General features: G+C 55.2%; 16 protein-coding genes and 1 other annotated feature. Of the genes, 4 read left to right on the top strand and 12 right to left on the bottom strand.

Going from position 1 to position 12,476, the window contains the following annotated elements; genetic code table 11:
* Positions 1–157 precede the first annotated feature (157 nt).
* The 6 genes from MJA45_RS22400 to MJA45_RS22425 form a co-directional block, all read right to left on the bottom strand.
* Entirely contained in the window at positions 158–679 is a 522-nt protein-coding gene (locus MJA45_RS22400) for an NAD(P)H-dependent oxidoreductase (RefSeq protein WP_315604118.1), read from the bottom strand.
* A gap of 72 nt (positions 680–751) precedes the next feature.
* Entirely contained in the window at positions 752–1,180 is a 429-nt protein-coding gene (locus MJA45_RS22405; RefSeq protein ID WP_315604119.1) for a MarR family winged helix-turn-helix transcriptional regulator, read from the bottom strand.
* 137 nt (positions 1,181–1,317) lie between these two features.
* Positions 1,318–1,677, bottom strand: coding sequence for a 50S ribosomal protein L20 (gene rplT, locus MJA45_RS22410; RefSeq protein ID WP_315604120.1), 360 nt, complete (start codon positions 1,675–1,677; stop codon positions 1,318–1,320).
* Between the two features lie 43 nt (positions 1,678–1,720).
* Entirely contained in the window at positions 1,721–1,921 is a 201-nt protein-coding gene (gene rpmI / locus MJA45_RS22415) for a 50S ribosomal protein L35 (RefSeq protein WP_315604121.1), read from the bottom strand.
* 41 nt (positions 1,922–1,962) lie between these two features.
* Positions 1,963–2,457 carry a translation initiation factor IF-3 gene (gene infC / locus MJA45_RS22420; protein WP_315604122.1) on the bottom strand — a complete coding sequence of 165 codons (495 nt, stop codon included), beginning with the start codon at positions 2,455–2,457 and terminating at the stop codon, positions 1,963–1,965.
* 52 nt (positions 2,458–2,509) lie between these two features.
* Positions 2,510–2,645, bottom strand: a sequence feature (ribosomal protein L20 leader region).
* A gap of 52 nt (positions 2,646–2,697) precedes the next feature.
* A complete protein-coding gene (locus tag MJA45_RS22425; protein WP_315604123.1) occupies positions 2,698–3,933 on the bottom strand; it encodes a glycosyltransferase family 2 protein in 1,236 nt (411 codons plus the stop codon).
* Positions 3,934–4,513: 580 nt separating this feature from the next.
* Here MJA45_RS22425 and MJA45_RS22430 point away from each other — a divergent pair.
* Complete coding sequence (locus MJA45_RS22430; protein WP_315604124.1) at positions 4,514–5,038, top strand: phosphatase PAP2 family protein; 525 nt, start codon at positions 4,514–4,516, stop codon at positions 5,036–5,038.
* 120 nt (positions 5,039–5,158) lie between these two features.
* Here MJA45_RS22430 and trmB read toward each other — a convergent pair whose 3' ends face one another.
* The 3 genes from trmB to MJA45_RS22445 all read right to left on the bottom strand — a co-directional run bounded on the left by trmB (position 5,159) and on the right by MJA45_RS22445 (position 6,963).
* Complete coding sequence (trmB, locus tag MJA45_RS22435) at positions 5,159–5,872, bottom strand: tRNA (guanosine(46)-N7)-methyltransferase TrmB (protein ID WP_315604125.1); 714 nt, start codon at positions 5,870–5,872, stop codon at positions 5,159–5,161.
* A 133-nt stretch (positions 5,873–6,005) separates the two neighbouring features.
* Positions 6,006–6,212 carry a hypothetical protein gene (locus tag MJA45_RS22440; RefSeq protein ID WP_315604126.1) on the bottom strand — a complete coding sequence of 69 codons (207 nt, stop codon included), beginning with the start codon at positions 6,210–6,212 and terminating at the stop codon, positions 6,006–6,008.
* Between the two features lie 280 nt (positions 6,213–6,492).
* Positions 6,493–6,963, bottom strand: coding sequence for a WGxxGxxG family protein (locus tag MJA45_RS22445; RefSeq protein WP_315604127.1), 471 nt, complete (start codon positions 6,961–6,963; stop codon positions 6,493–6,495).
* 166 nt (positions 6,964–7,129) lie between these two features.
* Here MJA45_RS22445 and MJA45_RS22450 point away from each other — a divergent pair, with 166 nt between their 5' ends.
* The 3 genes from MJA45_RS22450 to MJA45_RS22460 all read left to right on the top strand — a co-directional run bounded on the left by MJA45_RS22450 (position 7,130) and on the right by MJA45_RS22460 (position 9,723).
* Positions 7,130–8,086, top strand: a complete 957-nt coding sequence (locus MJA45_RS22450; RefSeq protein WP_315604128.1) for a tRNA modification radical SAM protein MnmL/YtqA — start codon at positions 7,130–7,132, stop codon at positions 8,084–8,086.
* 2 nt (positions 8,087–8,088) lie between these two features.
* Complete coding sequence (locus MJA45_RS22455; protein WP_315604129.1) at positions 8,089–8,667, top strand: tRNA 5-(aminomethyl)-2-thiouridylate-methyltransferase MnmM; 579 nt, start codon at positions 8,089–8,091, stop codon at positions 8,665–8,667.
* Between the two features lie 93 nt (positions 8,668–8,760).
* Complete coding sequence (locus tag MJA45_RS22460) at positions 8,761–9,723, top strand: type I phosphomannose isomerase catalytic subunit (RefSeq protein WP_315604130.1); 963 nt, start codon at positions 8,761–8,763, stop codon at positions 9,721–9,723.
* Positions 9,724–9,889: 166 nt separating this feature from the next.
* Here the strand turns inward: MJA45_RS22460 and MJA45_RS22465 are convergent, their stop codons facing one another.
* From MJA45_RS22465 to MJA45_RS22475, 3 genes are all read right to left on the bottom strand, one after another.
* Positions 9,890–10,126 carry a hypothetical protein gene (locus tag MJA45_RS22465; RefSeq protein ID WP_315604131.1) on the bottom strand — a complete coding sequence of 79 codons (237 nt, stop codon included), beginning with the start codon at positions 10,124–10,126 and terminating at the stop codon, positions 9,890–9,892.
* A 19-nt stretch (positions 10,127–10,145) separates the two neighbouring features.
* Complete coding sequence (locus MJA45_RS22470) at positions 10,146–11,918, bottom strand: B12-binding domain-containing radical SAM protein (protein WP_315604132.1); 1,773 nt, start codon at positions 11,916–11,918, stop codon at positions 10,146–10,148.
* Positions 11,919–12,146: 228 nt separating this feature from the next.
* Entirely contained in the window at positions 12,147–12,383 is a 237-nt protein-coding gene (locus MJA45_RS22475) for a hypothetical protein (protein WP_315604133.1), read from the bottom strand.
* Between the last annotated feature and the right edge of the window lie 93 nt (positions 12,384–12,476).

Genomic DNA, 12,476 nt, shown 5'->3' on the forward strand with positions numbered 1-12,476 from the left:
TTCATAAGAGCCCTTATCACTTCGTCCTCTTCACAGCCGATCGCATTGTTCAACGGTAAACCTTGCAACTGATTTAAAGTTTATTATAGGCATCCCGCCGGAAATAGTCAACACTTTATTGCGTAAAAGACATAAAGCAGCGGATTGGCCTGCTCTTTTACTCGCTTAGCCGGGCGGCAAGAGCTTCGGCACTGGCCCGGATCTGCTCGTCCGACAGAGTCCGAACCCCATGGAGCAGAAACGGGGGCAGGAAGGTCATCCCGGTCAGGTTGGCCATCGCCTGGAAGGGACGAAGCAGCTCTCCGATCGGATACCGGTTGTAGCCGCCCTCTCCGTAGGCCTCCTCAGGCCCGCCTGTCGAGAGAGCCAGCATAAACTCTTTTCCATGCAGAGCCTTTCCTGCTGACCCGTAAGCCCATCCGTAGGTCAGTACGGCGTCCTGCCACTCCTTCAGAATCGCCGGGCTGCTGTACCAGTAGAACGGAAACTGAAATACGAGCCGCTCATGGGAGGCCGCCAACTCCTGTTCCTTTTCCACATGGATGCGGAAATCCGGATATTCGGCGTACAGGTCGTGTATCGTGACCTTCTCCTCCCCGGCCAGCCTCTCCAGCCAGGCTCTGTTGATTTTGGATTCCCGCAGGTTCGGATGAGCGGCCAGTACTAGGGTTCTTTTCATTTTGGATACCTTCCATTCTCTAAAATTTATTTTATTTGTATATGCAAATGAATACTAAAAAAAGAAAGCCATCTATTTCTCCAGCTTCAAGCTAGCCTCGTGCAGCATTTCACTGAGCTTCAGGCTGAACTCCCTGCCCAGCACCTCGGAGTAGTCGTCGAACAGCTTCTTAAGCGAAGAACGGAATGCCTGGTACGTCTTCTCCCCTTCCTCGGTTAGGGAGATGAAGCTCTCCTTGCCTTTCATCCGTCGGAGCACCAGACGCTCTTTCACCAGCTTGTCGATAAATCGGGTACTGGTTGACGGAGCGATTGAGAGCTTATGGCAGATTTCTTTCTGGGTAATGTCCGGATTGAAATGGACGACCATGAGCAGGTACAGATAGGACGGGGAAAGGTCGCTGAATTCATAATTCTTCTCCGCCAGCTTCGTGATATCCCGGGCAAATCGATTGGCTGTGAAATATAGACAGAACGTCAGGATGCTTTCTTCCTCCTGCATGGCTTCCCCCTCTTTTCGTTTGTATATACAAATTATCATTTGCATATACAACTATGCCATGAAGAGTAGTGGAAGTCAATGATTGTTTGATTCCCCCTGCAACAAAAAAAAGACCGGGAATCCCGGTCTTTCGAGCATTACGCGTTGATCTTTTGCTTAGCGGCGTTGGCCAGGTCGGAGAAGGCCTTCGCATCGGAAACCGCCAGATCCGCGAGGATTTTGCGGTTTACGTTCACGCCGGCGAGCTTCAAGCCGTACATGAATTTGCTGTAGGACAAGCCGTTCACGCGTGCAGCCGCGTTGATGCGGGTAACCCACAGTCTGCGGAAGTCGCGCTTCTTCGTGCGGCGGTCGCGGTAAGCGTACAGCAGGGATTTCATCACTTGCTGCTTAGCGGTTCTAAACAGTCTGTGCTTCGATCCGAAATATCCTCTTGCCAGTTTCAATACTTTTTTATGACGACGACGAGTGACGAACCCGCCCTTAACTCTTGCCATAGTGTTCTACCTCCTAGATTTGTTCAAAGATGGAAAGCTTGAATTACTTCATGTAAACGAGCAGTTGGCTTACGCGCTTAACGTCTCCGGAGGCCATGAGAACGCCTCTGCGCTTGCTGCGTTTGCTTCCCGGGGATTTGCTTTCGAGCAGGTGGCGTCTGTTGGCACGGTTGATTTTCAGTTTACCGGTACCCGTCTTGCTGAAGCGCTTAGCGGCGCCACGGTGAGTTTTCATTTTAGGCATCGTATTTATCCTCCTTGATTTCTACCTGATGGTATTCGGTGTTACGCCTTTGGAGAAAGGATCATGATCATGCTGCGCCCTTCGAGCTTAGGCCGGCGCTCCACGTTGCAGATGGACTCCGCTTCCGCCGCTACACGCTCCAGAACCTTCTGCCCGATGGAGGCATGGGTGATCTCCCGTCCGCGGAAACGCACGGAGCATTTCACCTTGTCGCCTTCGTTCAGAAACTTGAGCACGTTACGCAGCTTCGTCTGAAAATCGTGTTCGTCAATCGTCGCGCTGAAGCGGACTTCCTTGATCTCCACGATCTTCTGATTCTTGCGGGCTTCCTTCTCTTTCTTCTGCATCTCGTAACGGTACTTTCCGTAATCCATAATCCGGCATACAGGCGGTTTGGCCGTCGGAGCTACATTCACCAAGTCGAGATTGGCATCGGCCGCCATCTGAAGCGCTTCGCGAATCGGTACGATTCCATGCTGTTCACTGTCAGCCCCAATAAGCCTAACTTCCTTAGCGCGAATCTCGTCGTTGATCATATGATCTTTACTGATAATCCTCCACCTCCAAAATAAGTTAAAGCCGCCCTACAAAATAAAAAAGATGCGGGCAAACGAATGCCCACATCTTCAATCTCAATCACAGGGTTAGTAGTATAACCGATGATCTGATAACCAGCCAACAAGGGTGTCGGTCAGGTGAGAAGCGGGCGCTTCTTCTTTGCAGATAAAACATACTGGTTTACTATACCACGCGGGATATAACGTGTCAACTCCTGATTAGCTGGCTTGTTTGCTCTGTACCTCTTCGAGGCGAATGACACGCGTATGCTCGGTATGGCTCCATTGCTTGTTGTTCTGGGTAAAGAACGCGTAAAGGGTAACCGGCCACCACGAAAGCATGAACACCGGGAAGGTAATAAGCGACTTCCAGATCCGGGCCGGTGCTTTCTCGATGATAAGCGCAATCGGGAACTGGACCACACTCGCAATGGTCACGAAAATGAAAACCAGCGGCGCCATTTCGAACAGGGACTTGAACGGGGTAATCCCCGGAATCGATTTGTTGATCCACAGCACAATGCTGCACAGGGAGCCGAGAAGGACGTTGTATACGTTCAAGGCATACACGGCCGTATCGATCTTGGACCAGTTGCGTTCTTTCAGGCCCTGCCAGAACAGCGGGAAGAAGTAGCGGCGGGCCACATCGAAGTGCCCCTGCATCCAGCGCAGACGCTGCTTGGCGGATGCCTTGAAGGACAGCGGCTTCTCGTCGTACACTTTGGCCTCGTAGTTGAAGGTCGGCTTCACACCCCTCATAACACAGCGCATGGTGAACTCCAAGTCCTCGACGAGGCTTGTCGCCCCCCAGCCCATTTCCTTCAGGAGCTGCGTATCGAAGCACATGCCGGTTCCGCCCAGGTAGTTGGCCAGCCCGAGATTGGTACGGGGCAGCTGCCAAAGACGGTTGCAGTACCAGTAAGTAATCGCGTAAGCGGAAGTGATCCAGGAATCATGCGGGTTCTTGGTATCGAGGTAAGCCTGGATAACCTTGGAGCCCGAACAGAGATCATTGTTCATGTGGCGAAGATAATCGACGTCCACCAGGTTGTCGGCATCGAACATCACGACGGCGTCATAGGATTTCGGAAGCTTCCAGAGCTCCTTCAGCATCCATTCGATGGCGTAGCCCTTCCCGCGAAGGCTCGCGTTATGACGTTCAAAGGCATACACCCCGTGCTGCCTTACAATATCGGCGGTGTTGTCGGTGCAGTTATCGCAAATCACGAATACATCGTAAAGTTCTTTCGGATAATCCAGGTTTTTGAGGTTCTCAATCAGCGCCCCTACGACCTGTTCCTCGTTATGCGCGGCTACCAGGACGGCAAAAGTCTTTTGCGGAGCGTGCTGTACATTCGTTTTGCGTCGGTACCAGCCGAAAAAGCTGAGAAGAAGCTGGTAGCCTCCGATCAACGCCAGTACAACCTGCAAAACCAGTAAAAAATTGTCCAGCATCAATTAACCCCCTTTTTTTAGTTGTCGCCTTTTTTAATATTTTTCTCTCTGTGTGTATGTGCTTGGCGTAAGCCCTTTAAGCAAAGCATCGATTCTGATTTTCTCCCGCCGAGGGGGGATTTGTCAAAAGCTCCTAATCTCCCGCTCGCGTTCAATTCCAGAATATAAAGGGAATTCGCCGGTAAATCCAATCCGCCTCTTCGCCGCAGCTGCGATTTTCACCGTTTTGCACCCGATTTGCGCCGCATTCCAGCACTGGAGCCGATAAAATCCGGGTCAAAAAGGCTTGTTCCCTTTTCTGACCGTTCCATTATAAGCGACCCCATCGGGCAAAAACAACTTAAGAAAATCTGAACGGCATTTTGCGATGCATCCCTAAAGGAATGCAGACTTCTAAAACTATCTAACCCTTTCCGACGGTCTTGAAACAGGAAATAATTGGTTAGCCTCCGGATGGCTGGGTCAGGGCCGCCTTCGCCGGGTAATAATTGTTCAACGTTTAACACCGCCTTGACACGGCCTTAACACCCAACCCTTACCCTGTTTTTATTCCGACATTCGGCAAGGAGGTACAGACGCCATGGGTCGTATGCTGCAATGGCTTCTAGGACAGGAACAGGCTGTCTTCCGCTGGGTCAACCGGCGCCGGCAGGTCCCGTTCATCGACATCTTTTTTAATAAGATCACCCACTTGGGCGGGGCGACCGCCACGATATCGGTTACGCTGGCTCTCGTCCTATTCGCGGAGCAGCCTTGGCGCAAGGCCGGTCTGATCAGCTTGATCGCGCTAGCCGTCAGCCATCTGCCCGTCGCCGCCATTAAGAAGAAATACCCGCGTCTCCGGCCCTACCTGGTCCTGCCGGGGACGGCCACCGGAGAGAACCCGCTGACCGACCATTCCTTCCCCTCCGGGCATTCCACCGCCATTTTCGCGGCCGTCATCCCTTTCGTGCTGGTCAGCCCGGCGCTTGGCTTCCTGCTGATCCCGCTCGCCCTTCTTGTGGCCTATTCCCGCATGTACCTGGGCCTTCATTACCCGTCGGACTGCCTCGCGGGGGCGCTGCTCGGCACCATGACCGCCGTCATTGTTTATATTTTGTCATAGTAGGCCCGGTTTCAAACGGTAATTCTTCCATGGAATGATAAGAAGCCAGAAGGCCGGACCCGACATGCGGCTTGCGGCCGGCCGGCTTATCCAAAAGCCTGGCAAAAAAAACAGCCCGTTCTAGACGGACTGTTCCTGCAGGCTGCGGCGGTGTTCCTCCAAGGCACGGTCTCCTATCAGCACTTCGCACCGGTGAATGTTGATGCCCTGCTCGACAAATTTAGATTCGTATTCCGTAAGCACCAGATCCTCCCTAAGACCCTCCCCGTGCAGATCGAGCGAAATATTCCGCATCCAAAGACCCATATCCGCAAAAGAGTTCAAGGAAAACTCAAAAAGCGACCGGGAATCGGTTTTGAGGTGAATCTGCCCCCACTCGTTCAAAAAGCCCTTGTATTTCAACAGAAAGCCTCTGTGGGTCAGCCGGCGGCGGGCATGCTTCTTCTTCGGCCACGGGTCGCTGAAGTTCAAATAGATGCGCTCCACTTCCCCTTCGGCGAATACCTCGCTGATGTGCTCTATATTAAGTAGAGCCAAAGCCAGGTTCTCCGGCTCCTCCGGCTGCCCGTTCTCCACGCGGAATTTGCGTGCTTTCTCGGCTCCCCGGCGGATAAGCTCATCATACATGTCCACTCCGATATAATTCACTTCCGGGTTGCGGAAGCTAAGCTCGCTGATGAATTTGCCCTTCCCCATCCCAAGCTCCACATGAATCGGATGGTCGTTGCCGAAAAATTCGCTCCAGCGTCCTTTGTACTGCTTCGGATCCAGGATCACCAGATCGCTCTGCCGTTCCAGTTCCTCCCGGATCCCCTTCCTGCCTCTTAAACGCATTTCCGTTCCTCCATACACCATGATTGTCATATAAAGAATAGACGATCCCCCGCCAAAAATCAAAGGCGAACGCCATTAAAAAAGAGGCCTCCCCCGCCCCAGCGGAATCAGCCTCCGTACCTATTGGACTATCTTACAAATTCAGCTCGTGATAATGAACCTTGTTGTTGTCGGAGTGGAGAAGCGTGCGTTCCAGTGACTTCTTCAGCTGCCTGCGGGCATCTGCCGCAAGATCCGGGTTCTGGTTGAACCTTAGCCCTGTTAAAGCCATCGCCTGTTTAACCGTCAGTTCCACTGTGACCTTCTGCTCGCCTTGAGGGATGGTAACTTGAGAATTCATGTGGGCTCACTCCTTAGACTAATAATATCGTTTCCTGAACGGCCTGCGTCTATGCGGTGGAAGCAGAAAAAGCATTGATTTTGCTTACTTTTAATATAACACATGGTGTAAGGTATTGCAATGGGAACGCTTAAGTTTTTGTCTGTTTTGTGAATATTTCCGCTCCCGTCCAGGAAGGAAAGAGCAGACGGAAGCCCTGTTTCGGTCTCCCCGTGCGAACAGAATCTTCCCGGCGGCACAAAAAAGCCCTCCGATTAAGAAGGGCTTTCCTTGGTTCCGCTTAGAGGTTGTCTCTCGACTCGGTCCGGTTCTGGTTTCTCAGACCCGCCAGACCGAGAAGGCCGAGAAGGCCGAGCCATCCCCAGTTGCTGCCGCGGTTCGTATCAACGGCGCGTGTCCGGTACGTGTTCATGTTGTAGTTCCCAGTCGTTCCGTTTCCATACGTTCCGTAGTTGCCGCGGGCTCCATAGGTGCCGGTTCCCGTCGTGCCCATACCGGTCGTTCCGTAGTTGCCATAAGTTCCCGTGTTGCCGATGGCGCTTGGGCTTGGCGAATTGGCCAGCGTTCCGAGGCCCGTCGTGTTCCCCGTCGTGGTGCCGGTGCCGGTCATGGTGCCCGTCGTAGTGCCCGTAGAAGCCGCACCGCCCGTACCCGCGTTGTTCGTGCTCATTACGCCTGCAGCGGAAGCTCCGCTTGCGCCAAAAACGATAGCCGTCGTCATAACCATGGAGATAATACCGCTCTTTTTCAAGATGATGCCCCTTTCTTGGTGTAGGATGGGATGATGGGTGACTTCGTTAGTTTGGTCCTGAGGGCCGCTGATTATGCTCCTTCCTCCAATCCCCTTTCCGGGTCGCTTTTCCGCGTTTTTTGGGCTAAAATAAGGACTAATGCCTTCAACAAAAGGAGTATTCGCGATGAATCAGCTTTCTATAGATAAGCCCCTTCTCTGGGGCGATAAACGGTTTCATACCTGGAATCACGAAATGCGCGGTCAGTTCGGCACCAAGGTCTTCAAGGTCATGCTTGACGCCGGCTTTACGTGCCCGAACCGGGACGGGAAGATCGCCACGGGCGGATGCACGTTCTGCAGCGCAAGGGGCTCGGGCGACTTCGCCGGAAGCCGCCGGGACGATCTCGTCACGCAGTTCAACAAAGTCCGGGACCGGCAGCACCTCAAATGGCCCGAAGCCAAGTACATCGGATATTTTCAGGCGTACACCAATACGTATGCTCCCGTCGAGGAGCTCCGGGAATATTTCGAGGTGATCCTGCAGCAGCCCGGAGTCGTCGGCCTCTCGATTGCCACAAGACCCGACTGCCTGCCCGACGATGTCGTCGAGTATCTCGCCGAATTGAACCAAAGGACCTACCTGTGGGTGGAAATGGGCCTTCAGACCGTCCACGAGTCGACCTCCACGCTCATCAACCGGGCTCATGATACCCAGTGTTACCTCGACGCCGTAGCGAAGCTGCGCAGGCACAACATCCGGACCTGCGCCCACATCATCTACGGCCTTCCCGGGGAGACGCACGACATGATGCTCGAAACCGGGCGGGCCGTCTCCAAGATGGACGTCCAGGGCATCAAAATTCACCTTCTCCATCTCATGCGCAAGACCCCGATGGTAAAGCAGTATGAGGCGGGGCTCCTCCGCTTCCTGGAGAAGGACGAGTACGTGAACCTGGTGGTCGATACGCTGGAGCTTCTGCCGCCGGAGATGATCGTTCACCGTCTGACGGGGGACGCGCCGCGCGATCTTCTGATCGGCCCCATGTGGAGCCTGAAGAAATGGGAAGTGCTGAATGCCTTCGATGCCGAGCTCACCAGACGGAACACCTGGCAGGGCAAAAAATGGCGGGAGGATGCCTGACGATGGGATTCTTGTCCGTGCTGAGCTTCGCCCACAAGCTCGTCTCCGAACGGATGCGTCCGGGAGAACCGGCCGTCGATGCCACGACGGGCAATGGGGTGGATACTCTCTTCCTCGCCCGCCTGAGCGGGCCTAAGGGCTGCGTATACGGCTTTGATGTGCAGGAGCAGGCGCTCTCCAACACGCGGCAGAGGCTCGCCGCCGAGCCGGAAGGACAGGCTCCGGTGCACCTGTTCAAGCTGTCCCATGCCCGTCTGGCGGAGGTCATCCCCGACGAGCATGCCGGACGTCTCGCCGCCGTCATGTTCAACCTGGGCTACCTTCCCGGATCGGGAGACGAACGCATCATCACCCGCCCGGATTCGACCCTGCCCGCCCTGAACGGAGCTCTCTCCCTTCTGCGCCCCGGCGGGATCGTGACGGTGCTCCTGTACCCCGGACATGAAGGTGGAGCGGAGGAGTGCCGGGAGGTGGAACGGTGGGCCGCTGCGCTGCCCCAGGAAGAATGGCAGGCCGTCAGCTATCGCTTCCTCAATCGGGCGGAGACGTCCCCGTACGCCATGGCCGTCGTTCGAAAATGATTCTTTCCGCCCTTGGCATTTGCTATAATCTTATAGATAATAGTGCCCGGCACTAGGGAACCTTATATTATATAGAAGGAAGTGGAGAATTCCTTGAATCTGTATCCTCTGCAATTCAAACCGGAAATGAAGGAACGCGTCTGGGGAGGACGGGCGCTGGAGCGCTTCGGCCTGGAGCTGCCGGACGGCCACATCGGGGAAGGCTGGATGATCGGCGACCACCCGAACGGAACGACCAAAGCGATGAACGGGGAGCTGGCCGGCCTCGGCCTGGATGAAATCCGTGAGAAATACGGCCAGGAGCTGTTCGGAACGAAGGGGCAGACGAACGGGGGACGCTTCCCGCTCCTCATCAAGCTGTTGGACTGCCAGGACGACCTGTCCGTCCAGGTTCATCCCAATGACTCCTATGAGAAACTGCCGGCCGGAGAGCTTGGCAAGACGGAGATGTGGTACATTCTCAACGCCAAGCCGGGAGCCCGCATCCTGTACGGCTTGAAACCAGGAGTAACACGGGAAAGCCTCGAGGAGGCGATCCAAGGCGGCCGGATTATGGACAGCCTCCAGGAGGTGCCGGTGAAGGCCGGGGATTCCTTCTACATCCCCGCCGGAACGGTCCACGCTCTATGCGCGGGCGTCCTTGCCGCCGAGATTCAGCAGAACTCGGATACCACCTACCGGCTGTACGATTACGACCGTCCGGGCTTGGACGGGAAGCCGCGTGAGCTGCATATCGAGGACTCGCTGAATGTCATCGCCTACGAAGGCGCCGGGGCCACCCGGATGACAACGGAGCTCGAAGAGCCTAACCGCTGGCTTACGTTGGCCCAATCTCCTTATTTCGTCGTGGAGAAGGGCCGGGTGGAGCAAAGCTGGGCGCTCCAGACTTCCCCGGAGAGCTTCGTCATTCACATCGTCTGCGAAGGCGCCGGGCAGCTCGTCTGGACGGACGGCTCGCTCGATCTCAAGCCGGGCGATGCCTTCCTGCTTCCCGCCGGCCTCGGGTCCTATTCCCTCGAGGGCGAGGTAACCGTTCTTCGCAGCTACCTGCCGTAAGGCGGGCGGTCGCGGGAACCTAACCCTTAACGCTTCGCCTCCTCACCCAAGAGAATCCCAAAAAGCCTCAGCCGCTTACTTGCCGGCTGAGGCTTTGTTTTTGCTGTTTGCTCCAAGAAGGCATCCCGAGATGAAGTCCCCCGTCAACCGGCCTGCCGGCCGGAAATCACCGGTCCGGTTCGTCCGGGGAATCGGGCTGACCGCGGGTGACCGAGCGGGCCCGTGCGGCTCCGGTGATAATACCCACGACCACGCCGAGCGTAACGCCGATGATGATGCCGATCGAGGCCTGTCCGGCGATGTAGCCGATCACCGATCCGAGAACGATCCCGGCCACCAGGCTAAGCCCCAAATATTTATTTCGGATCCTTACATCCAAAGGGATATCCGAATCTCTGCGCATGACAACCTCCTACCTCCTGTTATGGGGTAACGCGTGGTATGGCGAGCCGGTCGGCACCGGCGGTATAAACGTCCGGCCGCCCTTCGCCGTCCGGCGGGTAATAAACCAGTAAAAGCGTATCGGCGGCTTCCACCCTTCCGTCCTGCAGATAAGCCTGCAGGTCATAAGGAAGCAGCTCGACCACCGCATGCTTGTGGAGCTCCTTCTCGCTCAGGCCGCGGGAGGCAAGCCCGGCTGAGAAGACCTCCGGCTGGTCGGCGGCCAGTCGCAGGATGGAGGCCTGCCGCGTTTTGTCGAGGGTGAACTCCCACCAGATTTTGCGCGGCTTGTACTTATGGTTGAGGAAATAGTCGAGTTTCATCAGCCCTTCCGCCACCTCCAAGCGCGCCGTTCCCCTATGCAGGAGAAAGGCGTGCAGGCGGGTAAACAGGTCCTCGAGCTGGTGGCCGATCTTCTGCCAGCCCCGTTCCTCCCAGTAATCCCCAAACTCCTGAAAGAAATCGAACGCCGAAGCAAATTCCTCCCGGATGAGGTAGGAGACGGTGTGGTCCATCCGGTGGGCATTCCAGTATTTCTCTAGGACGTCCTCCACCCGTTTGATGCGGATCAGGTCGGAGAACGGCAGGATGTCGTTGCCCAGGATTTCGTAAGGGGCGTTATCCATATACACATACCCGTATTGGCCGGCATCCTGCCTCATGCCCGTCCCTCTAAGCATCTTGAGAAACCCGAGCTGAAGCTCTTCCGGGCCGAGGGCGAAGACATCGTTGAACGTCTTGCGGAAGGACGAGTAGTCCTCCTGCGGAAGGCCCGCAATGAGATCGAGATGCTGATCGATCTTCCCGCTGTTCTTGACCGTCGTCACCGTCCGGGACAGCTTCGCAAAGTTCTGACGGCGCTTGACCAGGTCGTTCGTCAGATCATTGGTGGACTGCACGCCGATCTCGAAGCGGAAGATGCCGGGAGGGGCATTCTCGGAGAGATACTGCAGCACTTCGGGACGCATGATGTCCGCCGTAATCTCGAACTGAAAGACGCAGCCCCCGTGATTCTTGATGAGAAACTCGAAGATCTCGAGGGCATAGTCCCTCTTGATATTGAACGTGCGGTCCACGAACTTGATCAGCTTCGCCCCCGCCCCGATCAGATAGAGAAGATCGGACTTCGTCCGTTCCATGTCGAAATAACGTACGCCTACTTCTATACTGGACAGGCAAAATTGGCAGGAGAACGGGCAGCCGCGGCTCGTTTCGAAATAGACGACCCGGTTCGCAAGCGCCGCCTCATCCTCCGGAAACCGGTAAGGCGTCGGGAGCTCGTTCAGATCGAGCTTGGGGCGTCCCGGATTTAGCACCGCCTCGCCGTTCTTGCGGTAAGCCAGCCCGTAAACGAAATGATATTTCCGGTCCCCGGTGATGGTTCGCAGAAGATGAAGGAATGTCTCCTCCCCTTCCCCCATGACGATGAAATCGACCTCCGGCAGGCGGTTCATCCAATAATCGGTATCGTAGGAAACCTCCGGTCCTCCGAGGACGATGACCGTTTCGGGCATGATTTTCTTAACCATCCGGATGATCGTGATCGTCTCTTCGATATTCCAGATGTAGCAGGAGAACCCCAGGACGGAAGGCTTCCTCTGAAAGAGATCGGCCACTACGTTCATGACCGGATCCTTGATGGTATATTCCGCCATCTCCACCTCGTACTCGTCCCGGCAGAAGGCCTTCAGGCATCGGAGCGCGAGAGAAGTATGGATGTATTTGGCGTTAAGCGTCGACAGGACGACTTTCATATCATAACCTCTTTTGCATGTTTAGTTCGGGCCTGTCTATATTCTACAGAGGCCCCGCGGAAATATCAAAAAAAACAAGCAGGAAAGGCTTACCGCCTGGATCAAATCCGCTTCATCAAGAAAACGCTCCTGCTGCCCCCGGCTTCAGGAATCCATCTTTTTCTCCCGCATAGGCAAAAACCCCGAGGGCCTTCTCAAGGCCTCGGGGTTTTTGGAGTTGGGCATTGGTTAGACCAGGGGCGGGGACATCTGCTCTTCGTAACGCTCGGCGGCCTCGCCCTCCCATTCCGGAAGGGAAACCGGTTCCAGGCTGCCTTCGAGCCACCGGTTCGCCTGCCGCATCATCGTTTCTTCCACCTGTTCTTTTCTATGTAACAAATCGCTTGCATCTCCTGATGTCTCCAGAATGCGCTTCCTAAGCCGCGTCCGCTCTTCCATCCATTTCGACAATTGATACAGGATCACCGATTTGTCCTCCTTATGTGATTTCATTACCAGTATAACGGGTTTGCATTAAACCGGGATTAGGAAAAGATTAACCGAAGATGAAAATTTCGT

It is taken from the genome of Paenibacillus aurantius (assembly GCF_032268605.1).
GTDB classification, from domain to species: Bacteria; Bacillota; Bacilli; order Paenibacillales; family NBRC-103111; genus Paenibacillus_AO; species Paenibacillus_AO aurantius.

What these genes read in the sequence shown, in the direction of transcription:
- MJA45_RS22430 (WP_315604124.1), top strand. Translation starts at nt 4,514, where the DNA reads ATGGGTCGTATGCTGCAATGGCTTCTAGGACAGGAACAGGCTGTCTTC.
- trmB (WP_315604125.1), bottom strand. Translation starts at nt 5,872, where the DNA reads ATGCGTTTAAGAGGCAGGAAGGGGATCCGGGAGGAACTGGAACGGCAG.
- MJA45_RS22400 (WP_315604118.1), bottom strand. Translation starts at nt 679, where the DNA reads ATGAAAAGAACCCTAGTACTGGCCGCTCATCCGAACCTGCGGGAATCC.
- rpmI (WP_315604121.1), bottom strand. Translation starts at nt 1,921, where the DNA reads ATGCCTAAAATGAAAACTCACCGTGGCGCCGCTAAGCGCTTCAGCAAG.
- MJA45_RS22440 (WP_315604126.1), bottom strand. Translation starts at nt 6,212, where the DNA reads ATGAATTCTCAAGTTACCATCCCTCAAGGCGAGCAGAAGGTCACAGTG.
- MJA45_RS22470 (WP_315604132.1), bottom strand. Translation starts at nt 11,918, where the DNA reads ATGAAAGTCGTCCTGTCGACGCTTAACGCCAAATACATCCATACTTCT.
- MJA45_RS22405 (WP_315604119.1), bottom strand. Translation starts at nt 1,180, where the DNA reads ATGCAGGAGGAAGAAAGCATCCTGACGTTCTGTCTATATTTCACAGCC.
- MJA45_RS22465 (WP_315604131.1), bottom strand. Translation starts at nt 10,126, where the DNA reads ATGCGCAGAGATTCGGATATCCCTTTGGATGTAAGGATCCGAAATAAA.
- MJA45_RS22455 (WP_315604129.1), top strand. Translation starts at nt 8,089, where the DNA reads ATGGGATTCTTGTCCGTGCTGAGCTTCGCCCACAAGCTCGTCTCCGAA.
- rplT (WP_315604120.1), bottom strand. Translation starts at nt 1,677, where the DNA reads ATGGCAAGAGTTAAGGGCGGGTTCGTCACTCGTCGTCGTCATAAAAAA.
- infC (WP_315604122.1), bottom strand. Translation starts at nt 2,457, where the DNA reads ATGATCAACGACGAGATTCGCGCTAAGGAAGTTAGGCTTATTGGGGCT.
- MJA45_RS22425 (WP_315604123.1), bottom strand. Translation starts at nt 3,933, where the DNA reads ATGCTGGACAATTTTTTACTGGTTTTGCAGGTTGTACTGGCGTTGATC.
- MJA45_RS22450 (WP_315604128.1), top strand. Translation starts at nt 7,130, where the DNA reads ATGAATCAGCTTTCTATAGATAAGCCCCTTCTCTGGGGCGATAAACGG.